The organism is Variovorax paradoxus (assembly GCF_902712855.1).
Lineage (GTDB): Bacteria > Pseudomonadota > Gammaproteobacteria > Burkholderiales > Burkholderiaceae_C > Variovorax > Variovorax paradoxus_Q.
The window spans coordinates 334,828-360,328 of the sequence record NZ_LR743508.1; the positions used below are offsets into that span (position 1 = coordinate 334,828).

The following is a 25,501-nucleotide window of genomic DNA, read 5'->3' on the forward strand; positions in this document are numbered from 1 at the left end:
CTTTCTGGCCGCATCGCTGAAGAATCGTTGCTGCCTCGCCGTCTACCCCGGCGAGGCGCCCAGCGGGCCGGCCCCTTACCGGGGCCAAGCCTGCATTCCACGAGTCCTACCCGGAGTCTTTTCAGTCATGGCATCCCACGAACTGGCCAGCGTTGCGCTGGACGACAAATACACGGCCACCGAAGGCCGGATCTACCTCAGCGGCATCCAGGCGCTGGTGCGCCTCATGCTGGTGCAGAAATGGCGCGACCAGCAGGCGGGCCTGAACACCGCGGGCTTCGTCTCGGGCTACCGCGGCTCGCCGCTCGGCGGCCTCGACGAAGCGCTGTGGAAGGCGCAGCCCCAGCTCGAAGCCAACGCGGTCAAGTTCCTGCCCGGCGTGAACGAGGAGCTGGCCGCCACCGCGGTGTGGGGCACGCAGCAGGTGCACCTGACGGGCGAGTCCGCCGTCGACGGCGTGTTCGCCATGTGGTACGGCAAGGCGCCAGGCGTGGACCGCTGCGGCGACGTGTTCAAGCACATGAGCCATGCGGGCACCTCGCCCCACGGCGGCGTGCTGCTGGTGGCGGGCGACGACCACGGCGCGTCTTCGTCCACGCTGCCCAACCAGAGCGACCACCTGTTCGCCGCGTCGATGATCCCGATGCTCTATCCGCAGAGCGTGGAGGAGTACATCGAGCTCGGCCTGCACGGCTTCGCGATGTCGCGCTTTGCCGGCTTGCCGGTGGGCTTCAAGGCGCTGGCGGACACGGTGGAGTCGTCGGGCTCCATCGCGGCCGGTGCGCTCGACGTGCACACGCGCCTGCCTGCCGACTTCGAGTTCCCGCCCGGCGGCGTGCATGCGCGGCTGTCGACCGACACGCTCGGCGTGCAGGCGCGCAAGCAGGAAGCGCTGATGCAGGACTACAAGATCTACGCAGCCATCGCCTATGCACGTGCCAACCGGCTCAACCGCGTGACCATCGATTCGCCGAAGGCGCGGCTGGGCATTGTGGCCTCGGGCAAGTCGTACCGCGACGTGCTCGAGGCGCTGGAAGAGCTGGGCATCGACGCCGACGAGGCCGCGCGCATCGGCATCCGCCTGTTCAAGGTGTCGATGCCGTGGCCGCTGGAGCCCGATTCGATCCGCGAGTTCGCCGACGGGCTCGAAGAAATCCTGGTGGTCGAGGAAAAGCGCCAGATCGTCGAGTACCAGCTCAAGGAGCATCTCTACAACTGGCGCGAGAACGTGCGTCCGCGCGTGATCGGCAAGTTCGACGAACAGGGCGAATGGGGCGCGCATCCGCGCGGAAAGTGGCTGCTGCCGGCCACGGCCGATTTTTCGGTGGCGCAGATCGCGCGCGTGATCGCGGGGCGCGTGGCACGCTTTCACACCAGCGACCGCATCCGCATGCGGCTGGCGATCCTCGACGCGAAGGACGTGGTGCTCGGCAAGGCCGTGGCCACGCCGTCGCGCCCGGCCTGGTACTGTTCGGGCTGCCCGCACAACACCTCGACCAGGGTGCCCGAAGGCAGCCTGGCGCTGGCGGGCATCGGCTGCCACGTGATGGCCACGGCCATCTATCCAGAGCACAACAAGACGACCACCCACATGGGCGGCGAAGGCGCGCCGTGGCTCGGGCAGGCCTGGTTCTCCAAGCGCAGGCACGTGTTCGCGAACCTCGGCGACGGCACCTACTACCACTCGGGCTCGATGGCGATCCGCGCGGCGGTGGCGGCGGGCGTGAACATCACCTACAAGATCCTCTACAACGACGCGGTCGCCATGACCGGCGGGCAGCCGGTGGACGGCCCCATCACCGTGCCGCGCATCGCGCACCAGATGGCGGCCGAGGGGGTTAAGCGGCTCGCACTGGTGGCGGAGGACCCGACCCGCTGGGCCGACCGCAGTGTGCTGCCGCCCGAGCGCGAGGGCTTCGTGCTGACGGTGCACCACCGCGACGACATGGACGCGGTGCAGCGCGAGCTGCGGGAGTTCGAGGGCGTGTCGGTGCTCATCTATGACCAGGTGTGCGCCGCAGAGAAGCGCCGCCGACGCAAGAAGGGCGAGTTTCCGCAGGCCGCGCGGCGCGTGTTCATCAACGACGCGGTGTGCGAAGGCTGCGGCGACTGCGGCGAGCAGTCGAACTGCACCGCGCTGCTGCCGAAGCAGACGGAACTCGGCCTGAAGCGCGCCGTGGACCAGAGCGCGTGCAACGCCGACGAGTCGTGCATCAAGGGCTTCTGCCCGAGCTTCGTGACGGTGGAAGGCGTGAAGCCGCGCAGGCAGGCGCCGGTCGCCGCGACGGCCGCGGCCGAAGAGGCTCCGCTGCCCGAGCCGAAGCAGCTCGCGCTCGAAGGCATGCACAACATCCTGATCACCGGCATCGGCGGCACGGGCGTCATCACCATCGGCGCGCTGATCGGCATGGCGGCGCACCTGGAGGGCAAGGGCGTGAGCGTGCTCGACATGACGGGCATGTCGCAGAAGAACGGCTCGGTGACGTCGCACGTGCGCATCGCGCGCGACGCGGCGCAACTGAAGGCACAGCGCATTCCCACCGGCGAGGCCGACCTGATCCTCGGCTGCGACATGCTCACGGCCGGCGCGCCCGATGCCATCGCGCGCATGCGGCCGGGGCGCACCTATGCGCTGGTCAACACCTTCGAACAGCCGACCGGGCATTTCGCGCAGCAGCCCGACTGGGAATTTCCGGCGACGCAGGTGCGCGCGCTGATCGAGGAGTCGGTCGAAGGCCGCGCCGACTTCATCGACGCGACGCAACTGGCCACGCGCCTCATGGGCGATGCGATCGCGGCCAACCTGTTCCTGCTGGGCTTCGCGTTCCAGAAGGGCTTCGTGCCGGTGTCCGCCGAAGCGCTGGACAAGGCCATCGAGATCAACGGCGTGGCGGTGAAGGCGAACCAGTCGGCCTTCCGTTGGGGCCGCAAGGCGGCGCTGGACCTGGCGGCGGTGACGCGCGAGGCCGCGCCGCAGAAGGTGGTTGCATTGCAGCGGCCGCAGAGCTTCGAGGCCCTGGTGAAGGACCGCACCGAGTTCCTCGCCTCCTACCAGAACGCGGCCTATGCGCAGCGCTACGCCGAACTGGTGGAACGCGTGCGCGTGGTCGAGCAGCGCGAGCGCGGCAGCAACGTGCTGGCGAAGGCCGTCGCGTCGGGCCTCTTCAAGCTCATGGCGTACAAGGACGAATACGAGGTGGCACGCCTGTACGCCGACAGGCGCTTCATGGAAAAGCTCGGCGAGCAGTTCGAAGGCAAGCCTGTGCTGCGCTTTCATCTGGCGCCGCCGGTGCTGGGCCGCCGCGATGCAGAAGGGCGCGCGGTGAAGACGAGCTTCGGCCCGTGGATGCTGGGCGCGTTCCGGCTGCTCGCGAAGTTCCGGGGCCTGCGCGGCACGGCCTTCGACGTGTTCGGCCGCACGGCCGAGCGCCGCATGGAACGGCAGCTGATCGAGGACTACCGCGCGATGGTCGAGGACCTGCTCGCGCGGCTCGGGCGCAGCGACCGCATCGACTTCGACGCGGCGCTGTCGCTCGCGCGGCTGCCCGAACAGATCCGAGGCTTCGGGCATGTGAAGGAAGAAAGCGTGGTGTCGGCGCGGGTGCGGTGGGTGGCGCTGGCGAAGCAGCTCGACGCCGCCGCCCCGGCCGCAACGAACACTTTCGTGGGCCGCACCGCCATGGCCGCCTGAGCCTGCGCCGCCGTCGCGGATGCGCCAGCCGCCAGAACGGCGCATCCGCGACAGTCCAAGGCCCGTTTCCAACGGTGCGCCGCGCGCCCCGCTGAAAGAATGGGTTCATGAAAGAAGCCACCCCCATCCAGGCGGACGAAGCCGCCATCGTTGCCGCTGCGCATGCCCTGCGCGACGAAGCCGTCGCCATGCTGAGCGAACTGGTCACGCACCCTTCCCTGCTCGGGCACGAGCAGAGCGCGCAACGCTTCATGGCGGACGCCTTCGGTGCGCTCGGTCTGCAGGTGGACGAGTTCCAGATCGACGAGGAGAAACTGCGCGCCCACCCGGGCTACTCGCCGTCGATCGTCTCCTACGAGGGCCGCACGAACGTGGTGGGCATCCACCGCCCCACCGGGCCGTTCAAGGGCAACTCGCTGATCTTCAACGGCCACATCGACGTGGTGCCCACCGGAGCGGAGGTGCTCTGGACGCATCCCCCGTTCTCCGGCAAGGTCGAGGGCGACCGGCTGTACGGGCGCGGCTCGGCGGACATGAAGGCCGGCATCATTGCCTACACCATGGCCTACAAGGCGCTCAAGCGGCTCGGGCTGGAACCGGCCTCGCCGGTGTACTTCCAGTCGGTGATCGAGGAGGAATGCACCGGCAACGGCGCGCTGGCCTGCCTGGTTGAAGGCTACCGGGCCGATGCGGCCGTGATCACCGAGCCGGTGGCGGCCGACGGCGTCATGACCTGCCAGATGGGCGTGCTGTGGCTGGCCATCGAGGTGCTGGGCAAGCCGGTGCATGCCTCGGTCGCGCAGACCGGCGTGGGCGCCATCGATTTCACGATGTACCTCTTCAACGAGCTGAAGAAGCTCGAGGACAAGTGGAATGCGCCGAGCGCGCGCTACCGCACGTTCGCGCACCACAACCATCCGGTGAATTTCAACCTGGGCAAGATCAACGGCGGCGAATGGGCCTCGTCGGTGCCTTCGGCCTGCCGCGCCGACGTGCGGCTGGGCTTCTACCCCGACATGAAGGTCGAGAAGGTGAAGGCCGAGGTCGAGGCCCTGCTGGCCGCGGCCTACGAGGCGCATCCCGCGCACGACGCGCTGAGCTACAAGATCGTGTACGAAGGCTTCCAGGCCGACGGCTGCGAGGTGCCGTCGGACGCGCCCATCGTCGCCGCGCTGGCGAAGTGCCACCAGGACATCGTCGGCAGGGAGCTCAAGCCCACCGCCTTCACCGGCACGACCGACACGAAGTTCTTCAACCTCTACGGCGAGACGCCGGCCATCTGCTACGGCCCGTCGGGCGGCGAGAACATCCACGGCATCGACGAGTGGGTGTCGATCGACAGCATGATGCAGGTGATCTCCGTGCTCGCGGTCTTCATGGCGAGATGGTGCGGGGTCAACAGGATCGGCTGACGCCGATGGCAGCGCGCTGAGCCGCGCCGGCGGCGTGACGCGAGCACGCGGCAGAATGCGGACCACTTCAAAGGAGCGCGCGTGGACGTCCATGAACTGGCCCCGTCGGAACTCGGTGATCTGCTGGCGCTGTACCGGCATCTGCACGAAGCAGACGACCCCCTGCCCGATGCCGCCACGGTGGACGCCGTGTGGCGCGAGCTGCTCGGCAACCCGCGCTGCAGGTACTACGGCATCCGCGCGGGCGGGGAACTCGTTGCGAGCTGCACGGTCACCGTCGTCGCGAACCTCACGCGCGGCTGCAGGCCCTATGGGGTGATCGAGAACGTGGTGACCCACGCGGACCACCGCCAGCAGGGCCTCGGCAAGGCGGTGCTGGCCAGGGCCCTGGCCTTCGCATGGTCGCAGGGCTGCTACAAGGCCATGCTGATGACCGGCCGCAAGGACGAGGCGACCTTCCGGTTCTACGAGTCGGCCGGATTCAGCCGCGACGGGAAGCAGGCCTTCATTGCGAAGGCGCCTGCACCCTGACGCCCGCCGCAGGCGAGGGCGAGACCGGAAAGAACTGATGCACCTTGCCGGCATCGGCGTTGGCATTGGCATCGCGGCGAAGCGGCAGCCACAGCGTGAAGCGCGTACCCGCGCTGCCCGACTCCCACTGCACGTTGCCGCCGATGGCCGCCGCGCGCCGCTGCTGGTTGCGCAGGCCCCGGCCGCTGCGGCGCAAAGCCTCTTCCACCGGAAAGCCGGCGCCGTTGTCCTCGATCACCACCGACACGCCGTCGTCCACGGTCGAGGTGCTGACGCCGATGGTGGTGGCCTGCGTGTGGCGCAGCACGTTGGCCACGCACTCCTGCACGATGCGCAGGATGTGCAGCGCGCTGTCCGGGTCGAGCCAGGTCAGCGCGGGCACGGGCTGTACCTCCCAGCGCAGCGTGACGCCCGCGCCCTCGATGCGCGGCGCCAGGCGAAAGCGCAGGGTCGCGAGCAGCAGCAGCAGGTCGGCATCGACGCTTTCCATGGAGTCGATCACCAGCTTCAGGTCTTCCATGCAGCCCTTGAGCAGGCTCGAGATCTCGGCGTCGCTCATGGCGCCGCGCTCCACCGAGCGGATCGCGCTGATGAGCGTGGAGCCCAGGCCGTCGTGCATGTCCTGCATGAGCCGCTTGCGCTCTGCGTTGAGCATGTGCTGGTTCTCCACCACGCGCAGCCGCTGGTAGCTTTGCTCCAGTTCGGCCTCGCGCTCCTGCAGCCGCCGCGCCAGCCCGGTGTTGAGCCTGCCCACCTCGGCGAAGGCGTCGGTGTAGCGCTGGAACATGATGAACGAGAAGACGAAGAACAGGCCGATGATCGCGTAGGGCGAGGTGTAGACGCTCTCGGGGCTCACCAGGTTGTTCTGCAGCAGCCCGTCGTACGACGTGAACACCACGGCGAAGACGGTCCACCCGGCCACCAGCCGGCCTTCGGGCAGCTGCGCGCGCAGCGCCTTGCGCAAATTGACCGCGAAGATCAGCACCGCGACCGGAAGCACCATCAGGTTGAGCAGCGGCGTGAACAGGTAGAGGCTGCCGATCGAGGTCGACACATGCGGCATGGTCGCCACGCTGCACGCCACCGTCAGGGTGAGCGCGGTGCGGGTCAGCCAGGGCGAGGGGTTCTGGTGCAGGCGCTGCAGGAACAGGTGGATGAGCATGATCAGCCACAGCAGGCTGGCCACGGTCAGCCACTCGAACCACTCGTCCGACAACGGGATGTAGCTGCCGCCCACGTAGTAGTGCAGCATGCGCAGGAAGGCGAGCGCGGAGATCGCGGAGAACAGCAGGTACAGCGACTCGCGCCGCCTGCCCAGCCATACCGCGAACGCGAAGGCGCCGACCGCCAGGAACGCGGCACTGCCCATGAACGGCAACTGCACCTCCAGCAGCTGGCGGACCTGGTAGCGCCAGACCAGCGCATCCTCGTCGCCGACCCACACGGTCGAGAAGCCGCTGCCGCTGCTGCGCAGGCGGTCCACGCGGATCAGCACCGACGTGGGCGCCGGCGCGCCGGCCGTGGCGTTGAGCGGCAGCAGCAGCGGATGGTTGTAGCCGTTGTGCACAGGGCTGCCGTGCGACTGGTAGAGCAGCACGCCGTCGCCATACACCGCGATGTGACCCAGCGTCTTCCAGCGCGGAAGGTACAGCAGGCGCTGCTGCGCCGGCAGCGACAGTGCGCCGAGGTCGATGCGGTACCAGTCGGTCAGAGTCCTGATGCCGCCTTCGGGCGTGGGCACCAGTTCGCGCGCCGCGGTGTACGGCAGGTCCACCGTCTTCCAGCCTTCGCGCGGCAGCATCGCGTCGTCGATGCGCAGCGGCGGAGCCGAATAGCCTGTGCCGGGAACGGACAGCAGATCGGCCCGGGTGATGTGGACCGTGCCTTGGGAGCCCCCGGCCCGGGGCGGCTCACTCGATGCCGGTGGTTCGCTCGCGTGAAGGTTCGTCAGGCAGGCCAGCAGGACGACCGGGAGCACCAGCGCAAACCACCGGCCGATGCGTCCGCCACCCGCGCCTGCCGGCCTCATGGTGTGCTTCTTCGGGCGCGCGCCGGCGCTGCGCGAAGGCTTGGAACACGGTCGAATGGTTTCATCGGTTCTCGATTATGTGGTGCTGGCTGCGGTGGCGATTTTCACGACGGGATCGATCGGCTGCGCGCTGGCACCGACCATCGGCGGTATCCGGCCTCTTCTTGCCGAGGGCAGCGATCCCCGGACCTTGTTCTGCGTGACGTTCACGACCACAGCGCCGGGCTGGCTGCGGCGGTCTTCGTGGTGCTTGCGTCCCGGCGTCCGGCCTGAGCGCAGCGGGGCAGCCGCGCCGGTGCCGGTCGCGCATCGCCGTGGCCCGCAGGCAGCGCGAAGTGCGGCCCGTTACGGGGCGAAGCGACCGCCGCCCGGCGGGGGTATGCTTCGACCCCCCGCGGAGGATTCACCCGATGCTCCCCACCATCGTCGCGCTCATGGCCACTGTCGTCCTGCTCGTGTGGATGGGCTTCTTCATGATGGGCTCGCTGCCGCTGCTGATCCTCAAGCACGACACCGCGCTCGATTCGCGCTTCATCCGCGGCCTGTTCAACGTCTACTACATCGCGGTGATGCTGACCGCGAGCGTGGCGGCCCTCAGCTTCGCGTGGTCTGCCAAGCCGGCCTTTGCCATCGGCATGGCCTTCATTGCGGCACTGGCCTTCGCGCTGCGGCGCTGGATCATCGTCCCGCGCATGGATGCGCTGCGCAGCACGCTGCCCGGCACGGGCACTTCGATTCCACGCTTCCGGCGGCTCCACATCGCGGGGATGATGCTCAACGTGGTGCAACTCGGCACGGTCGCGTGGTCGTTGACGCGGCTTGCGCTGTGAATCGAGACGGGCCTGCATCCTTGCATGCGGGCGAGATCCGATGCGGCGAAATCCTACCGAGGCAGCCGACGCGTGCCCACGGCCTGCCGCCCGCGCGGCCGTAGGCTTTTCGGACCGCAGCAGCGCAACGAATCCAGGACGCCCCCGATGGCCCAACGCAAAGTCGCCGAACTCATCATCGAAACGCTCCAGCAGGCCGGCGTCAAGCGCTGCTACGGCATCGTCGGCGACACGCTGAACCATGTCACCGACGCCATCCATCGCAGCGACATCGAGTGGGTGCATGTTCGGCACGAAGAGGCTGCGGCATTCGCGGCCGGTGCCGAGTCCTACCTGACGGGCGGGCTCACGGCCTGTGCCGGCTCGTGCGGCCCGGGCGGGGTGCACTTCATCAACGGCGTGTTCGAGGCCAACCGCAATCGCGCGCCGGTGGTGCTCATCGCCAGCCAGGTGGTCACGACCGAACTCGGCATGGAATTTCCGCAGGAGGTCGACTTCAAGTCGCTCTACGCGCACTGCACCGTGTTCTGCGAGCAGGTGCATTCGGCGCAGCAGGCGCAGCGGCTCACCGCGCTCGCTGCGCAGGCCGCGCTGTCGCGCAAGGGCGTGGCGGTGATCATCCTGCCGAGCGACATCGCGCAGACCGAAGTGAAGGAAGGCCTGACCTACGCAGTGCATCGGACCGCACCCGTGGTGCGGCCGAACGACGCTGAACTGGCGCAGCTTGCCGCGTTGCTCGGCCAGGGAAAGAAGATCGCCATCTATGCCGGCCACGGCTGCGAAGGCGCGCACGAGATGCTGCTGGCACTGGGCCAGTGCCTGAAGGCCCCCATTGCCCACACCTCGCGCGCCAAGGACTTCGTAGAGTACGACAACCCCTTCAACATGGGCATGACCGGCATCTTCGGCGTGGAGTCGGGCTACCGCGCGCTGCAGGAGTGCGACACGCTGTTGCTGCTCGGCGCCGACTTCGCATGGAGCCAGTTCTATCCGGGCAAGGCCACGATCCTGCAGATCGACACCGACGGCAGCCACCTGGGCCGCCGGCATCCGGTGGCGCTCGGGCTGGTCGGCGACGTCGCGCACACCATCGAGGCGCTCATTCCGCTGCTGGAGGAACGCAGCGACCGGCAGTTTCTCGACGAATGCCTTCGCCATCGCAAGGACGCGGTGGAAACGCTGCGGCGCGACGAGCGGCCGGGCAAGGAGGGACTGATCCATCCGCAGCACCTGACGCGGGTGATCGACGAACTCGCAGCGGACGATGCCATCTTCACTGCCGACGGCGGCAGCCCGATGGTGTGGTCTCTGCGCCACCTGAGCATGAATGGGCGCCGCCGCACGCTGGTGAGCCTGCTGCACGGCACCATGGCCAACGCCATGCCACAGGCGCTGGGCGCGCAGAAGGCCTACCCCGGACGCCAGGTCGTCTCGCTGTCGGGCGACGGCGGCATCGCGATGCTGCTGGGCGACCTCATGACCGCGGTGCAGGAGAAGCTGCCGATCAAGGTGGTGGTCTACAACAACGCGAGCCTGAACTTCGTCGAGCTCGAGCAGAAGGTCGAAGGCCTGCTCGACAACTACACCGAGTTGCTCAACCCCGACTTCGCCCGGTTGGCGGAAGTGATCGGCTTCCACGGCCGGAAGGTCGAGCGCGCCGAGGAACTGCCCGATGCCGTGCGCGCCTTTCTCGCGCATCCGGGGCCGGCCCTGCTCGACGTGAAGGTGAATCGCACCGAGCTCGTGATGCCGCCGAAGGTGGAGTTCAGCCAGGTCGCGGGCACGATGCTGTATTCGGCCAAGGCGGTGCTCAGCGGCAGGTCGTCGGACGTGGTCGACCTGCTCAAGGACAACTTCACGGAGTAGATTGCGCCATCGTCCCTCTTCCTCCGACCGCCGGATGCCGCTGCGACCATGCCCTTCGACCTCGAACGCTTCGTGACCGCGCAGGCGCCCGTGTACGACACGGTGCGCGAGGAACTCGTGGCCGGCCGCAAGGGCAGCCACTGGATGTGGTTCGTCTTTCCGCAGCTGCGTGCGCTCGGCCGCAGTCCGACCGCCAGGCTCTTCGGTCTCGAAGGCCTCGACGAAGCCGCGGCCTACTGGCAACACCCGATGCTGGGAAGCCGGCTGCACGAGTGCGCGCAACTCGTGCTCGCCGTGCGCGGCCGCAGCGTGCACCAGATCTTCGGCTCGCCCGACGACCTGAAGCTGTGCTCCTGCATGACGCTGTTCGAGGCGGCGGCGCCGGGCGAAGCGGTGTTCGCCGAGGTGCTGCGGCAGTGCTACGGCGGCGTGCGTGACGACGCCACGCTGGCGCTGCTTCGCGCCGGGCCTTCTCAGGCCATGTCGGAGTCGCAGCGCCCCAGGTAGTGCCTGGGCGTCTTGCCCATCACGCGGCGGAACATGGCGGTGAAGGCGCTCGGGCTCTCGTAGCCCAGGTCCATCGCCACGGTGGTCACGGGCGTGTCCATCGCGAGCCGCCGCAGCGCTTCCATGAGCCTCAGCTGCTGGCGCCAGGTGGTGAAGGTGATGCCGGTCTCGTCGCGGAACAGGCGGGTGAGCGTGCGCCGGCCGAGCGCACCGTGGCGTGCCCAGTATTCCAGGTCGCCGTCGTTGCCGGGGTCGTCGAGCAATGCACGGCAGATGCGCAGCAGGCGTGCATCCTGCGGCATGGGCACATGCAGCGGCACGCGCGGCGCGGCACAGATCTCGTCGAGGATCAGCCGCATCACGCGGCCGTCGCGGCCGGCCTCGTCGTACAGCAGCGGAATGCCGATGGCGTCGATGACCAGCTGGCGCATCAGCGGCGATACCTCGATCACGCAGCACTCGGTGGGCAGGTTCGGCGAGGCGTCGGGCTGGATGTAGAGCGAGCGGTTCGACACCGCCTGCCCCCGCGCGTGCATCTCGTGCACCACGCCGCCCGGCACCCACACGGCGCGGTTGGGCGGCACCAGCCACGCGCCCGTGGGCGTGTGCAGTGTGAAGGTGCCCTTCACCGCATAGGCGAGCTGGGCGCGCGGGTGGGAGTGAGAGGGCACGATCAGCGAAGGCTCGGGGTCATGCTCTACCACGATCATCGATACCGGTCGGGGGATGGACTGGTAGGCGTGAAAGGTGTTGCTTCGAATCATGCAGTTCCTGGCCGGCTGGAGAAGGCACGGAATGTTGGCTTCCTCCGATGGGCTTGACCATCGGGGTTCCCCGATGGCAGGGCCACGAAGCATGCAAGACGTGTGCCACGGCGGCGCATCCGCGATGCCCTCGCGAAACCGGCCCGGAGGTCGTGGCGGTCCGGATGGCCCGCACGGAACAGAACTCGGCTCGATCCCTGCAATACCGCGCGGGCCCCTTCCCTAAACTGAATTTCGCGATCGGGATGCACCGCCACGCGGTTTGCCACCCCACAGATTCCAACCATCCTTCGAGGACCTTCATGCACAAACGCGACTTCAACAAGTTCCTCATGGCCGCCGGCGCCATGGGCATGCTCGAGCTCAACCTGGGCATCACCCGGGCGCACGGACAGACGCGTGGCGGCACGCTCAACTCGATCGTGCAGCCCGAGCCGCCCATCCTGAACCTGGCGATCAGCCAGCTCACGCCCACGCAGATGGTGGCCGGCAAGATCTTCCTGAGCCTGCTGACCTACGACGTCAACCTGAAGCCGATGCCCAGCCTCGCCAGGAGCTGGACCATCTCGCCCGACGGCAAGACCTACACCTTCAAGCTCGAGCCCAACGCCAAGTGGCACGACGGCAAGCCGCTCACTTCGGAAGACGTGGTGTACACGGTGAAGGAGTTCCTGCCCGTCACGCATCCGCGCGCCAAGGCCATCTTCGGGCGCTGCGAATCGATCACCGCGCCCGACGCGCAGACGGTGGTCTTCAAGCTCGCCGAACCCTTCGGTCCCTTCATCGGTGCGTTCGACATCTCGAACCTGCCGGTGATGCCAAAGCACATCTACGCAGGCACCGACGTGGTGAAGAACCCGGCCAACCTGAGCCCGATCGGCTCGGGCCCGTTCAAGCTGAAGGAATGGGTGCGCGGCTCGCACATCCACCTGGTGCGCAACGAAAACTACTTCAAGCCCAACCTGCCCTACCTGGACGCGATCATCTACCGCGTGGTGCCCGATGGCGCGTCGCGCGCGCTGGCGCTGGAGAACGGCACGGTACAGCTCACGCAATGGACCGACCTGGAGCTCTTCGATGCACAGCGCCTTGGCAAGAAGTCGAACCTGGCCGTGACCACCAAGGGCTACGAATACTTCGCGCCCATCATGTGGCTGGAGATCAACAACCGCACCGCGCCGCTGAACGACAAGCGCTTCCGCCAGGCGGTGATGCATGCGATCGACCGCAACTTCATCAAGGACAAGATCCTGTACGGCTTCGGCAAGGTCGCGACCGGCCCGGTCAACTCGAAGACCAAGTTCTACGAACCCAATGTGCGCAAGTACGACTTCTCCATCGAGAAGGCCAAGGCGCTGCTCGACGAGATGGGCCTGAAGCCCGACGCCAAGGGCACGCGCGTGACGGTCAAGTTCCCGGTGTCGCCCTACGGCGAGATGGTGCAGCGCACCTGCGAATACATCCGCCAGAGCCTGGCCAAGGTGGGCATCGCGGTGGTGCTGGAGTCGACCGACCCGGGCAGCTACACGCAGCGCATCAGCAACTGGGACTACGACCTGAACCTGTCGTGGCTCTACCAGTTCGGCGACCCGGCACTGGGCGTCACGCGCAACTACGTGACCTCGAACATCCGCAAGATCCTGTTCACCAACACGGTGGGCTACTCCAACGCCGAGGTCGACAAGCTGGCCGACGCGGCCGCCACCGAGGTCGACGAGGCCAAGCGCGGCGCGCTCTACAGCCAGATGCAGAAGCTCATCGTCGAAGACGTCCCGATCGCCTGGCTGGTGGAAATGGAGTTCCCGACCATCTACGACAAGCGCATCCAGAACCTCGTGACCACGGCCATCGGCGTGCACGAGAGCTTCGACACGGTGTCGTTCAAGGGCTGACGCATCCATGAAGCTGCAATGGCTCGGCGGGCTGGGGCTTCTGGGAGCCCGGCTCGTCAAGATGGCGGCGGTCATCCTGCTGATCGCCATCTTCAATTTCATGCTGGTGCGCGCCGCACCCGGCGACCCCGCGCTGGTGATCGCCGGGCAGTCCGGCGCCACCGACGAGGCCTTCCTGGCCCGGGTGCGCAAGGACTACGGGCTCGACAAGCCCGTGACCACGCAGCTTGCCACCTACCTGGGCAAGGTGGTCACGCTCGACCTCGGCTACTCGCACCGGCAGCAGCGCACGGTGGCCAGCGCCATCGCCGAGCGCCTGCCGGCCACGCTGCTGCTCACGCTGTCTGCCTTCGCCATCTCGCTGGTGGGGGGCGTGGTGCTCGGCAGCCTCGCGGGCGTGCGCGCGGGCAAGCCGTCGGACACGCTCATCAGCCTGCTGGCACTGGTGATCTACGCCACGCCGGTGTTCTGGCTCGGGCTGATGCTGGTGCTGCTGTTCTCGGTACAGCTCGGCTGGCTGCCGGCCTTCGGCTACGAGACCATCGGCATGCCGATGAGCGCCTGGGGCGCGATGCTCGACAAGCTCAAGCACCTGGCGCTGCCGGCGTTCACGCTCGGCATGCTGTACCTGGCGATCTACGCGCGGCTGATGCGCTCGTCGATCATCGAGGTCAGCCACCAGGACTACGTGAAGACCGCGCGCGCCAAGGGCGCATCGGACAGCCGAATCCTCTGGCGCCACATGCTGCGCAACGCGCTGCTGCCGGTGGTGACCATGGCCGGCGTGCAGGCCGGCACGCTGATCGGCGGCTCGGTGGTCATCGAGACCGTCTTCGCGTGGCCCGGCCTGGGCCGCCTCACCTACGACGCGGTGCTGCAGCGCGACTACCAGGTGATGCTGGGCATCTTCCTGGTGCTCTCCGTGCTCGTCATTGCCTTCAACTGGCTGACCGATCTGCTCTACCGCGTGATCGACCCCCGAATCAAGGCCGCCTGAGCGCCACACAAGCCCCCATGAAAGCCACCCTTCGTTCCTTCCTGCGCCACCCGAGCGGCATGCTCGGGCTGGTGATATTGCTGGCGGTGATCGCGCTGGCCGTCACCGCGCCCATCTTCTTTCCCGGCGACCCGTGGGACACCATCGCGGCGCCCTTCACCCCGCCGGGCACCGACGGCATGCTGCTGGGCAGCGACAGCCTGGGGCGCGACATCGCCTCGGGCATCGCGCACGGCACGCGCGTGTCGCTCATGATCGGCCTGGCCTCCACCCTGGTGGCGCTGATCATCGGCGTGGTGGTCGGCGCACTCTCGGGCTACCTGGGCGGGCGCATCGGCGAGGCGCTGATGCGCTTCACCGAGCTCTTCCAGACCATTCCGGCGTTCATGCTGTGCATCCTGCTGGTGGCCATCCTGGAGCCGTCGATCCGCACCGTGGTGGTGGCCATCGCGCTGGTGAGCTGGCCGCAGGTGGCGCGGCTCACGCGCGGCGAGTTCCTGAGCCTGAAGGAGCGCGAGTTCGTGCAGGCTGCGCGCTGCCAGGGCGAGTCGCCGCTGTCGCTGATCGTGCGCTACATCCTGCCGAACGCGCTGTCGCCCATCATCGTGGCGGGCTCTCTGAGCATCGCCAGCGCCATCCTCATCGAGAGCGCATTGAGCTTCATGGGCCTGGGCGATCCCAACCTCATGAGCTGGGGCTTCATGATCGGCGCCGCGCGCACCATGCTGCGCCAGGCCTGGTGGATGAGCTTCTTTCCCGGCCTCGCCATCCTGCTGACGGTGCTGGCCATCAACCTCGTGGGCGAAGGCCTGAACGACGTGCTCAACCCACGGATCTCGCGCCAATGACGACGATGCCTCCTTCCACGCCCTCCAAGCCGGGCGCTCCCCTGCTGTCGATCCAGGATCTGTCGATCGTTCTGCCCAGCTCGGGCGATCGCAGCCATGCGGTGGACCGCCTCTGCCTCGACATCGCCGAGAACGAGATCGTCTGCCTGGTCGGCGAGTCCGGCTCCGGCAAGTCCATGACGGCGCACGCCATCCTCGGCCTGCTGCCGCCGCGCGTGAAGCTCGATGCGCAGAGCCGCGTGCTGCTCGAGGGCACCGATCTCACCAGGCTCGACGCCGCAGGCATGCGCAAGCTGCGCGGCGAGCGCATCGCGATGGTGTTCCAGGAGCCGATGAGCGCGCTCAATCCGCTGCAGCGCATCGGCGCGCAGGTGGCCGAGGCGCTGCAGCTGCACAACACGGCGGGCCTCACGGCCTCGGCCATCGAGGAACGCTGCATCGCGATCATCGGGGCGGTCGGCCTGCCCGCGCCGCGGCAGATCGTTCGCAGCTACCCGTTCCAGCTTTCGGGCGGCCAGCGCCAGCGCGTGATGATCGCGATGGCACTGCTGAACAATCCGCGCCTGCTGCTCGCCGACGAGCCGACCACCGCGCTGGACGTGACCACGCAGCGGCAGATCCTCGACCTGATGCAGTCGCTGCAGGCCGAGCGCCGCATGGGCGTGCTCTTCATCACGCACGACTTCGGCGTGGTCGCGGACATCGCCAACCGCGTGGTGGTGATGCGCCACGGCCGCGTGGTCGAGCAAGGCACGCGCGACGAGGTGCTGCGCAACCCGCAGCACGAGTACACGCGCGCGCTCATCAACGCGGTGCCGGGCCGCCATGCACGCAGCACGCCCCGCAGCGCGGCGAAGACCGAGCCGCTGCTGAAGATCGAGCAGCTGCGCAAGACCTTCGTGTCGAAGTCGGGCATGTTCGCGCCGCCGCGCACGGTGGTGGCCGCCGACGGCATCGATCTCGCCATCGAGGAAGGCGAGACGGTGTCGGTGGTGGGCGAGTCGGGCTCCGGCAAGTCCACGCTCGGGCGCATGGTGATGCGGCTGATCGAGCCCGACAGCGGCGCCATCACGTTCGCCGGCCAGCCGGTGCTCACGCAGAACGCAGCCGCGCTGCGCGAGTACCGCCGGCAGGTGCAGATCATCTTCCAAGACCCGTTCGCCTCGCTGAACCCGCGCCAGAAGGTGGGCGACGCCATCGCGCGCGGCCCGATGATCTTCGGCACGCCGCGCGCCGATGCGCTGAAGTCCGCGGCAGCGCTGCTCGACCGCGTAGGCCTGGGGGCTTCGGCCGTCAACCGCTTTCCGCACGAGTTCTCGGGCGGCCAGCGCCAGCGCATCTCGATCGCGCGGGCGCTGGCGCTGAAGCCGCGCCTGCTGATCGCCGACGAGGCGGTGTCCGCGCTCGACGTGTCGATCCAGGCGCAGGTGCTGGCGCTGCTGGCCGAACTGAAGGCCGAGCTGGGCCTGACCATGATGTTCATCACGCACGACCTGCGCGTGGCGGCCGAGATCTCGAACTCGGTGGTGGTGATGCGCAAGGGCCAGATCGTGGAGCGCGGCGCGCCGGGGCAGCTCTTCAGCGCCCCGCAGCACGAATACACGCGCCAGCTGCTCGGCGCGATGCCGGGCCTCGATTTCTTCGAACACAAGTTCGCAGCATGACGCCAGGCCATCCCGAACTCGGCTGGCGCATGGGTGCGCCACGACGCGTCGAAGACCCCGAGGCCTGGTCTGAAGCCCGCGTGCGCGAACGCTTCTGCGCCTTGCGCACCGGCGTGCCCACCACGCAGGTGTGGCGCGGCGAGGGCCCGCCGAGCGCTCTGCCGCGCGCGCTGCGCGACGACATCGACACGGTCGCCTTCACGCCGCTGGGCGGCTCCGCGCCCATGAGCTGGCGCCAGTCGCTCTCGGCCAACCACACCGACGGCATCGTGGTGCTGCACAAGGGCCGCATCGTCTACGAGCACTACGACGGCCCGCTGCGCGCGCACACGCCGCATGTGTGCATGTCGGTCACCAAGTCGCTGGTCGGCACGCTGGCCGCGGCGGAGATGGTGGCCGGGCGCATCGACCCCGACGCGCTGGTGACGGCCTACGTGCCCGAGCTCGAGGCCAGCGCCTGGGGCAACGCCACCGTGCGCCAGACCATGGACATGACCACCGCGCTCGAATACGACGAGGACTACACGCGCCCCGGCGCCGAGGTCTGGTCGTACCTGCGCGCGGCGGGACAGCTGCCGCGCGAACCCGGCGTGATCGACCCCGCCGGCATCCGGGCGTTCGTCTGCACCGTGCAGCGCAACGACTGGCACGGCGAAGCCTTCGCCTACAAGACGGTCAACACCGAGGTGCTGGCCTGGATCCTGTGCAACGTGACCGGCCAGCCGCTGGAAAGGCTGGTCGAGGAACGCCTCTGGGGCCCGATGGGCGCCGAGCACGACGCCTACTTCGGCGTGGACGGCAAGCGCCTCGCGGGCGCGGGCGGCGCCTTCAACGGCACGCTGCGCGACATGGCGCGCTTCGGCGAGGTAATGCGCTGCAACGGCTTCTACAACGGACGGCGCATCGTGCCCGAGGCCGCCATCGAGGACATCCGCCGCGGCGGCAGCCCTGCGCACTTCGCGCACGCGGGCTACGCGCTGCTGCCGGGCTGGAGCTACCGGCACATGTGGTGGGTCACGCACAACGCCCACGGCGCGTATTGCGCGCGCGGCATCCACGGCCAGGGGATCTACATCGATCCCGTGGCGGAGATGACCATCGCACGCTTCGCCTCCCACCCCAGGGCCGGCAATGCCGGCCTCGACCCGACCACCCTTCCGGCGTACCACGCGCTGGCGCTGCACCTTCTCGCCGAGTCATGACCACTGTCGCCCTCCTGAGCCGTTCCGCCAACCTGGACTTCCTGCGCCCGCTGCTTCTGGCCGCGGACCCGACGCTCGACATCGCCACCTGGCCCGACCCGCGCTGCCTCGACGCCGAGGTGGCCGCCTGCTGGCAGTCGCCGCCCGGCATCTACGAACGCATGCCCAACCTGAGGCTGGTGCACAGCATCGCGGCCGGCGTCGACAACGTGGTGGCCGGGCAGGACCTGCGCGGCCTGCCGGTGTGCCGCGTGGTCGACCCGCTGCTGGCTGACGGCATGCTGCAGTTCGTGCTGTGGGGCGTGCTGCACTTCCACCGCAAGATCGACCAGGCCATGGCCAGCCAGCGCGCACGCGAGTGGAAGCGCCCGCTGCAGACACCCGCCTCGTCATGCAACGTGGGGCTGATGGGCCTCGGCGAGCTCGGCGGGCACATCGCCTCGTTCCTGCCGCGGCTGGGCTACACGGTGAGCGGATGGGCGCGCTCGGCCCGCGAGATTCCCGACGTGGAAGTGTTCAGCGGCGAGGAAGGTTTCGAGCCCTTCCTTTCCCAGGTCGACGTGCTGGTGTGCCTGCTGCCGCTGACACCGCAGACGCGCGGCATCCTGAACGCACGCACCTTCGCCGCCATGCCGGAGGGCGGCGCGCTCATCCACTGCGGACGCGGCGAACACCTGGTCGAGGCCGACCTGCTGGCGGCGATCGACAGCGGCCGGCTGCGCGGCGCGGTGATCGACGTGTTCGAGCAGGAGCCGCTGCCACCCGACAACCCCTTGTGGAACGCGCCCGGCGTGGTCGTGACGCCCCACATGGCAACCATGGCCGCCTTCGACGTGGTGGCCTCGCAGATCGCACGCAACGTGGCGCAGCTTCGCACCGGTGAGCCGCTCTTCAACCAGGTGGACATGGCACGCGGCTACTGAGCGCGCGCTGCTCCACTCCCCTCTTCGCCTCCTTCTTCTTCATGACCAACAGGCCACGCACCATGACCCAGATCGATCCCCTCTTCGCCGCCTCGCTGGAAGGCGCCGCGCCCGCGCCGCTGGACCCGCAGGTCCGCGAGTTCGTGCAGCGCATGGCGGCCGACGCCTCGCAGTATCCGCGCCGCGACACCGTCCCGATGAGCCAGGGCCGCGACATCGCCGAGAAGGTGCGCGCCCCCTGGACCGAAGGCGGACCGAAGATGGCGCGCACCGTGAACCGCAGGATTCCCACGCGTCACGGCGAGATCGAGATGCGCATCCACTACCCGGCCGAAATCAGGATGCCGGGGGCCTTCCTGTACATCCACGGCGGGGGCTTCGTGCTGTTCAGCACGGACACGCACGACCGGATCATGCGCGAGTACGCCGGGCGCGCCGGCATCGTGGTGGTCGGCATCAACTACACGCGCGCGCCGGAGGCCCGCTTCCCGCAGCCGATCGAGGAATGCGTGGACGCCGTGAACTGGCTGCAAGCGAACGCGGCCGAGATCGGCTTCGATCCGGCGCAGTTCTTCATCGGCGGCGACTCGGCGGGCGGCAACCTCTCGCTGAACACCTGCCTGCACTTCCGCGACCACGGCGCGAGCCCGATCAAGGGCATGGTGCTCAACTACACCGGATTCAGCACCAACCTGTACCGCGATTCCGTGGTGCGCTACGGCGCGGGCGACTACGGCCTGTCGCTGCACATGATGGTCTGGTTCTATCGCAACTACCTGCGCCGCGCCGAAGACTTCACCGATCCGCGCATGAACCTGCTGGCCGCCGAACTGCGCGGCATTCCGCCGGTCTTCATGGTCATCACCGAATGCGACGTGCTGTACGACGACAACATCGACATGGTCGGGAAGATGAAGGCCGCCGGCGTCGACCTCGAATCCAAGGTCTACAAGGGCACGGTGCACAGCTTTCTCGAAGCCGTGGCCATCGCGGACGTGGCCGGCGAGGCCTTCGACGACACCGTGGCCTGGCTGCAGCGCCACGCCTGAGGACCGCACCGATGTACACGCCACCGGCCTACGCCGAGCAGGACGAGGCGCTTCTGCGCGCGCGCATGCGCGAATGGAGCTTCGCCACGCTCGTGACGCACGGCGAGAACGGCATCAACGCCACGCACCTGCCCTTCCTGGTCGACGACGAGGGCCCGCACGGGCTTCTGACCACGCACCTGGCACGCGGCAACGCGCAGTTCCGCGACCTGAAGGCGGGCGCGCCCGCGCTGGTGATCTTCCAGGGTCCGCATGCTTTCATCTCGCCGAGCTGGTACGAGAACCGCATGACCTTTCCCACCTGGAACTACACGGCCATCCACGTGCACGGCGCGCCGCAGGTCGTGGAGGACGCCGATGCGATCCACGCGGTGCTGCAGCGCACGGTGGCCACCTACGACACGCCGCTGGGCGGCGAGTGGTCGTTGCCCGGCGTGCCGGCCGACTACACCGCGCTGCGCCTGAAGGCGATTGCAGCGGTGCGCATTCCCATCGCGCGCATCGAGGGAAAGATGAAGCTCAACCAGGACAAGTCCGTGGCCGACCGGCTCGGCGTGATCGCGGCGCTGGAGCGCCAGGGCGATGCGCAGAGCCTGGCCGTGGCGGAACTGATCCGGCAACAACCCGGCCTCGAGGCCGCACCACACGCATGACGAACACCAACGAGACAATGTCCCCCGAAGCCATCGCCGAGGCCGAAGCGCGCACGCGGCACGACCTGGCGGCGCTCTACCGCCTGATCGCGCACTTCCGCATGACGGACCTGGTCGACACGCACATCAGCGCGCGCCTGCCGGGCACGCCCGACCATTTCCTGATCAACCGCTACGGCGTGCTCTTCCACGAGATGCAGCCGGGCGACCTGGTGAAGATCGATCCGAGCGGCAAGGCCGTGAACGCGTCCGACGCATCGGAGCGCGTGAACGCCGCCGGCTTCACCATCCACTCCGCCGTGCACATGGCGCGCCACGACCTCGCGTGCGTCATCCATACGCACACCGCCGACGGCATTGCGGTGTCGTGCATGGAAGAAGGGCTGCTGCCCATCAGCCAGCACGCGCTGAAGTTCTACGGCCACCTCGGCTACCACGACTACGAAGGCATCGCGCTCGACCTCGACGAACGCGACCGGCTGGTGGCGAGCCTGGGCAGCCACCGCGCGATGATCCTGCGCAACCACGGCCTGCTGGCCGCGGGACGCACCATCGCCGAGGCTTTCATGAACATCTACTTCCTGGAGCGCGCCTGCCAGGCGCAGGTGAAGGCCCTGAGCGGCGGACGCAAGCTGAGCCTGCCATCCGCGGCCGTGTGCGAGCGCACCGCCGCGCAGTTCAACCGCGAGGAAGGGCTGGCGCACGCGCAGATGGCCTGGGAGTCGGCGCTCCGGTTGATCGACTGAGCAGCTCGCTGCCGGCTGGCACCGCACCGGAACGCCGGTGCGGCGGGTGGCCGCCGGGGCTGGAAAGCCGCACCAGCGGGCTCGTGCAGCCGATCGCGCGGTCCGGCAGAATCCGGGCGAAGCGGCCGCCCGGTGGCGGCATTTCATTGCCTGCCCCGAGCCGTTGCAAGCGCTTTGTTCATCCACCAGACTGAAGGAAATCACCATGGCAAAAGCCTATTGGGTCAGTGCGTACCGCGCCATCCACGACCCGGAAAAACTCGCCGCCTACGCCAAGCTCGCCGGCCCGGCCATCACCTCCGGCGGCGGGCGCTTCCTGGCGCGGGGCATGCCTGCCGAGGTCTATGAAGCCGGGGTGCTGCAGCGCGTGGTGCTGATCGAGTTCGACAGCCTCGAGCAGGCCAAGGCCGCCCACGACAGCCCCGACTACCAGGCCGCGCTCGAGGCGCTGGGCGACGGCGCCGAGCGGGACCTGCGGTTCGTCGAAGGGGCGTGACCGGCCCAGGGGGCTCCGGCGTGGACCAAGGCAAAATACATATCGTTAGTCGCACTACAAGCATTGCGATGCAATACTTTTACGCTATCCTTTGCCTTCCGCTTCCCACGGCGCCCCCGCCAATGCCAACGCAATGACAGCCCGCTCCGACACGCTCTACATCCAGTCTCTCGCCAAGGGCATGAAGGTGCTCGAGTGCTTCGCCGACCACCCGTCGCCGCTCAGCCTCAACGACATCGCCGAGCACTGCGAGATGGACCGCAGCGCGGCGCAGCGCATGGCCTACACGCTGGTCACGCTGGGCTATCTAGAGCGCGGCATCAACGGGCGCGGTTTCGTGCTGGGCAAGAAGATCCTGGAGCGCACCTTCGACTACCTGCGCAGCGTGCCGCTGCTGGAGCGCGCCACGCCGCTCATCGTCGACGTGCAGCGCGAATCGGGCGAGCGCGTGGAACTGAGCCTTTTCGACGACCTCACCATCATCTTCGCGCTGCGCCGCCAGACCAAGCGCCAGACCTACACCACCACGCTCATCGGCCGCCGGCTGGCCACCATCCACACCGCGAGCGGCCGGTCGATCATGTCGCACCTGCCCGCCGAGGAGGTCGACGGCATCCTCGCGCGGACGACCGCCACGCCGCTCACCTCGCGCACCGTGACCGACCATGCGCAGATCCGCGAAATGATCGCGAAGAGCGCGATCGACGGCTATGCCATCGCGTCGGAAGAAAGCATGCTCGGCGAGATCAGCCTGGCGAGTGCGGTGCTCGACAACGAGAACCGCCCGATCGCCGCCATCGACATCTCGGGCTCGCTCGCCGACTGGAGCGCCGACGCCTTCGCCAAGCGCTTCGCACCGATGCTGATGAGCGCCACCAAGGCGCTCAGCGGCAAGGCCGGCCTGTCCTGAGCGCGATGCGCCTGCCTCAGAGCAGACGCAATGCAGCCGCCCACACGCGGTTGCAGTAGGCCATGGCGGTGGGCCGCTCGAACTGGCGCGCGGTGCGCTCGCACACCTCTGCCGACGGATAGACCAGCTCGTCGCCGCCCGAGGTCGCCTTGACCTGCGCCTGGCACGCGCGCTCCAGGAAGTAGATGTTCACGAAGGCCTCGGGAATGGTCGTGCCGGCGGCCAGCAGGCCGTGGTTGCGCAGGATCATCGCCTTGTGCGGTCCGAGGTCGGCCACCAGCCTTTCGCGCTCCTGCAGGTCGACGGCGATGCCCTCGTAGTCGTGGTAGCCGAGCCGGTCGTAGAAGCGCAGCGCATGCTGCGTGATCGGCAGCAGGCCCTTGGCGCGGCAGGCCACCGCGATGCCGTCGGCGGTGTGCGTGTGGATCACGCAGGCCAGGTCGTGGCGCGCCATGTGCACCGCGGAATGGATGGTGAAGCCCGCCGCGTTCACGCGGTTGGTGGTCTCGGGATCGCCGGGGTCCACGGGCCTGCCGTCGATGTCGATCTTCACCAGGTCCTGCGGGCGCATCTCGTGGAAGAGCACGCCGTAGCGGTTGATGAGGAAATGGTTCTCCGGCCCCGGCACGCGCGCGCTGATGTGGGTGTCGATGAGGTCGGTCATTTTGAAGTGCGCCACCAGCCTGTAGAGCGCAGCGAGGTCTTCGCGCACCTGGGCTTCGGTGGATGCGGGCGCTGCGGCTGCGGCCTGGACGGCGTCGGTCGTGCTCTGGAGAGGGATGTCGGCAAGGTTCATGAGGTGCTTTCCAGCGATGGGGCTGCAAGGGCTGCGAGGGCCTCGCGCATGTCGCTCTGCGCGCGGATCAGGCGGGCCATGTCGATGCTTTGTGCATCGCCCTGCGCCTCGAGCGCGGCGATGACGCCGAGACGGTCTTCGACGGACTTGTCCTGGTTGAGCTTCATTTTCCCCGTCAGCGAGGTGATCGGGATCTCGAGCGTGGCAATGACGCGCAGGCGCGAGCCGGTATGCGACATGGGAATCTTCTCGAAGTCCCAGCTGCCGCCCAGCGGCGTGTCGTAGTGCGCGACGGTGCGGCGCAGCACGGCCATCACCTTGTCCTGGTCCTCGGTCACGACGGGCTTGCCGCGCGCCTGCACCAGCGTGTAGTTCCAGGTCGGGAAGGTCATCTGGTTGCAGTACCAGCTCGGCGACACGAAGGCGTGCGGGCCCTGGAAGATCACCAGCACTTCGGCGGCTTGCAGCAGGTCCTGGTAGAGCGGGTCGTGGCGCGGCAGGTGCGTGACGAGCGTGCCGAAGGGCGCGTGCTCCGTCGTCGCGGTGTCGACCAGGAACGGCAGCAGCGACGACTGGATGCCGCTCGCGCCCTGCGTGACCAGCGTGGCGAAGCTCCAGGCGCGCATGCCGGCATGCAGCGCGGCGATGTCGGTCTCGGCGTAGGCCGGTTGTACGAACATGGCGCGCCCTCAGTTCGCGACGGCGGCCGAACGCTCGCGCAGCCAGCGCGCGGTGTCCTCGAAGGCCTCGACCGCCAGGTCGGAGATGGACACCGCTTCCAGGAAGCTGTGCGCGGCACCGCGGTAGACCTTCATGCGCACGTCGTTGCCGACCGCGCGCATCATCTCGCCGAGCTCGACCATGTCGTCGTGCACCGGGTCGCACTCGGCCACCACCATCCACGTGGGCGGCAGGCTGCGCAGGTCGGCGCGCAGGATGTCGACGCGCGGGTCGGTCAGGTCGGCGCCGGTGGCCACGTGCATCGCGCGGAACCACATCATGCTCATGAGCGAGAGGCCGTAGTCGCCGCCGCCGTACTGGATGACCGAATTGCGGTACAGGTTGCTGCTGACGCTGCCGTAGTTCAGCACGATGCCCTTCAGGATCTTCTCGCCGCGGTCGCGCAGCTCGATGCTCGCGCCCATCGAGAAATTGGCACCGGCCGAGTCGCCGCCCACGAACAGCTGCGTGGCATCGACGTCGAGCAGCGCGCCGTTGGCGGCCACCCAGCGCAGCACGTCTGCGCACTCCTGCATCGGGCGCGGGAACTTGGCGTCGGGCGCGCGGGTGTAGTGCACGCCGATGACCACGATGCCCGCGCGCTGCGCGTACTCGCGCATCACGCGGTCGTGCGTGTCGAGGCTGCCGAGCACGAAGCCGCCGCCGTGCAGGTAGACGAACACGCCCTTCAAGTCACGTTGCGCGGGGTAGTGGGCGCGCACGCGCACGTCGCCATGGCGGGTGGGCACCGAGTGCTCCACGCTGCGGGCCATCTCCGGGCCTCCGGCGACCCAACGCTTGCGCACCGTCTCGGCGATCTCGCGCGCTTCGGCGATCGACAGCGTCTCGCGGCGGCCGAACTTGCCGGCGTCGGCGTCCATGGCGCGCACGAACTGCTCGACCTGCGGGTCCAGTGGCGAACGGGTCGGAATGGGAACGGAAATGGCGGGGTCTTCGAAACTCATGGGGTCTCCA

The 25,501-nt window shown here is 68.3% G+C and carries 21 protein-coding genes and 1 pseudogene; 17 read left to right on the forward strand and 5 right to left on the reverse strand.

Annotated elements, in window-relative coordinates:
• The first annotated feature begins 127 nt into the window (after positions 1-127).
• The 3 genes and pseudogenes from AACL56_RS27995 to AACL56_RS28005 all read left to right on the forward strand — a co-directional run.
• Complete coding sequence (locus tag AACL56_RS27995; RefSeq protein ID WP_339093252.1) at positions 128-3,691, forward strand: indolepyruvate ferredoxin oxidoreductase family protein; 3,564 nt, start codon at positions 128-130, stop codon at positions 3,689-3,691.
• Positions 3,692-3,798: 107 nt separating this feature from the next.
• Entirely contained in the window at positions 3,799-5,103 is a 1,305-nt protein-coding gene (locus tag AACL56_RS28000; protein WP_339093253.1) for an ArgE/DapE family deacylase, read from the forward strand.
• Positions 5,104-5,139: 36 nt separating this feature from the next.
• Positions 5,140-5,634, forward strand: a pseudogene (locus tag AACL56_RS28005) (GNAT family N-acetyltransferase); the annotation flags it as partial.
• Here AACL56_RS28005 and AACL56_RS28010 read toward each other — a convergent pair.
• Complete coding sequence (locus AACL56_RS28010; protein ID WP_339093254.1) at positions 5,609-7,663, reverse strand: sensor histidine kinase; 2,055 nt, start codon at positions 7,661-7,663, stop codon at positions 5,609-5,611. The pseudogene AACL56_RS28005 and the gene AACL56_RS28010 sit on opposite strands and share 26 nt — an antisense overlap.
• A gap of 410 nt (positions 7,664-8,073) precedes the next feature.
• On the opposite strand from AACL56_RS28010, the gene AACL56_RS28015 reads away from it, so the two are divergent.
• The 3 genes from AACL56_RS28015 to AACL56_RS28025 all read left to right on the forward strand — a co-directional run bounded on the left by AACL56_RS28015 (position 8,074) and on the right by AACL56_RS28025 (position 10,866).
• On the forward strand, positions 8,074-8,493 hold the full coding sequence (locus AACL56_RS28015; RefSeq protein WP_339093255.1) for a hypothetical protein: 420 nt from the start codon (positions 8,074-8,076) through the stop codon (positions 8,491-8,493).
• 147 nt (positions 8,494-8,640) lie between these two features.
• Positions 8,641-10,359 carry a thiamine pyrophosphate-dependent enzyme gene (locus AACL56_RS28020; protein ID WP_339093256.1) on the forward strand — a complete coding sequence of 573 codons (1,719 nt, stop codon included), beginning with the start codon at positions 8,641-8,643 and terminating at the stop codon, positions 10,357-10,359.
• A 48-nt stretch (positions 10,360-10,407) separates the two neighbouring features.
• Positions 10,408-10,866, forward strand: coding sequence for a DUF1810 domain-containing protein (locus AACL56_RS28025; RefSeq protein WP_339093257.1), 459 nt, complete (start codon positions 10,408-10,410; stop codon positions 10,864-10,866).
• Here the strand turns inward: AACL56_RS28025 and AACL56_RS28030 are convergent.
• On the reverse strand, positions 10,833-11,630 hold the full coding sequence (locus AACL56_RS28030; protein ID WP_339093258.1) for an AraC family transcriptional regulator: 798 nt from the start codon (positions 11,628-11,630) through the stop codon (positions 10,833-10,835). The two genes, AACL56_RS28025 and AACL56_RS28030, sit on opposite strands and share 34 nt — an antisense overlap.
• A gap of 302 nt (positions 11,631-11,932) precedes the next feature.
• On the opposite strand from AACL56_RS28030, the gene AACL56_RS28035 reads away from it, so the two are divergent.
• The 11 genes from AACL56_RS28035 (at position 11,933) to AACL56_RS28085 (ending at position 23,010) form a co-directional block, all read left to right on the forward strand.
• Complete coding sequence (locus AACL56_RS28035) at positions 11,933-13,522, forward strand: ABC transporter substrate-binding protein (RefSeq protein ID WP_339093259.1); 1,590 nt, start codon at positions 11,933-11,935, stop codon at positions 13,520-13,522.
• Positions 13,523-13,529: 7 nt separating this feature from the next.
• Positions 13,530-14,519 (forward strand): ABC transporter permease, encoded by a 990-nt coding sequence (locus tag AACL56_RS28040; RefSeq protein ID WP_339093260.1) that lies wholly within the window; start codon positions 13,530-13,532, stop codon positions 14,517-14,519.
• Positions 14,520-14,536: 17 nt separating this feature from the next.
• Positions 14,537-15,367 (forward strand): ABC transporter permease, encoded by an 831-nt coding sequence (locus AACL56_RS28045; RefSeq protein WP_339093261.1) that lies wholly within the window; start codon positions 14,537-14,539, stop codon positions 15,365-15,367.
• Between the two features lie 5 nt (positions 15,368-15,372).
• Complete coding sequence (locus AACL56_RS28050) at positions 15,373-17,031, forward strand: ABC transporter ATP-binding protein (RefSeq protein ID WP_425337110.1); 1,659 nt, start codon at positions 15,373-15,375, stop codon at positions 17,029-17,031.
• Entirely contained in the window at positions 17,028-18,233 is a 1,206-nt protein-coding gene (locus AACL56_RS28055; protein ID WP_339093263.1) for a serine hydrolase domain-containing protein, read from the forward strand. The genes AACL56_RS28050 and AACL56_RS28055 overlap by 4 nt, the downstream gene beginning before the upstream one ends.
• Positions 18,230-19,156: a 2-hydroxyacid dehydrogenase gene (locus AACL56_RS28060; protein WP_339093264.1), complete on the forward strand. Its 927-nt coding sequence runs from the start codon at positions 18,230-18,232 to the stop codon at positions 19,154-19,156. Before AACL56_RS28055 ends, AACL56_RS28060 begins: the two co-directional genes overlap by 4 nt.
• 62 nt (positions 19,157-19,218) lie before the next feature.
• Positions 19,219-20,205 (forward strand): alpha/beta hydrolase, encoded by a 987-nt coding sequence (locus AACL56_RS28065; RefSeq protein ID WP_339093265.1) that lies wholly within the window; start codon positions 19,219-19,221, stop codon positions 20,203-20,205.
• Between the two features lie 11 nt (positions 20,206-20,216).
• Entirely contained in the window at positions 20,217-20,858 is a 642-nt protein-coding gene (locus AACL56_RS28070) for an FMN-binding negative transcriptional regulator (RefSeq protein ID WP_339093266.1), read from the forward strand.
• A complete protein-coding gene (locus AACL56_RS28075; RefSeq protein WP_339093267.1) occupies positions 20,855-21,604 on the forward strand; it encodes a class II aldolase/adducin family protein in 750 nt (249 codons plus the stop codon). The genes AACL56_RS28070 and AACL56_RS28075 overlap by 4 nt, the downstream gene beginning before the upstream one ends.
• A 205-nt stretch (positions 21,605-21,809) precedes the next feature.
• Entirely contained in the window at positions 21,810-22,100 is a 291-nt protein-coding gene (locus AACL56_RS28080; RefSeq protein WP_339093269.1) for a DUF1330 domain-containing protein, read from the forward strand.
• A 133-nt stretch (positions 22,101-22,233) separates the two neighbouring features.
• The gene (locus AACL56_RS28085; RefSeq protein ID WP_339093270.1) at positions 22,234-23,010 is read left to right on the forward strand and encodes an IclR family transcriptional regulator; all 777 of its coding nucleotides are present in this window, start codon (positions 22,234-22,236) and stop codon (positions 23,008-23,010) included.
• A gap of 16 nt (positions 23,011-23,026) precedes the next feature.
• On the opposite strand, the gene AACL56_RS28090 is transcribed toward AACL56_RS28085, so the two are convergent.
• Genes AACL56_RS28090 through AACL56_RS28100 form a run of 3 tightly spaced genes read right to left on the reverse strand, consistent with a single transcriptional unit; the run spans position 23,027 to position 25,491 of the window.
• The gene (locus tag AACL56_RS28090) at positions 23,027-23,806 is read right to left on the reverse strand and encodes a class II aldolase/adducin family protein (RefSeq protein WP_339093271.1); all 780 of its coding nucleotides are present in this window, start codon (positions 23,804-23,806) and stop codon (positions 23,027-23,029) included.
• Positions 23,803-24,486 carry an FMN-binding negative transcriptional regulator gene (locus AACL56_RS28095; RefSeq protein WP_339093272.1) on the reverse strand — a complete coding sequence of 228 codons (684 nt, stop codon included), beginning with the start codon at positions 24,484-24,486 and terminating at the stop codon, positions 23,803-23,805. The genes AACL56_RS28090 and AACL56_RS28095 overlap by 4 nt, the downstream gene beginning before the upstream one ends.
• A gap of 9 nt (positions 24,487-24,495) precedes the next feature.
• Complete coding sequence (locus AACL56_RS28100) at positions 24,496-25,491, reverse strand: alpha/beta hydrolase fold domain-containing protein (protein ID WP_339093273.1); 996 nt, start codon at positions 25,489-25,491, stop codon at positions 24,496-24,498.
• Between the last annotated feature and the right edge of the window lie 10 nt (positions 25,492-25,501).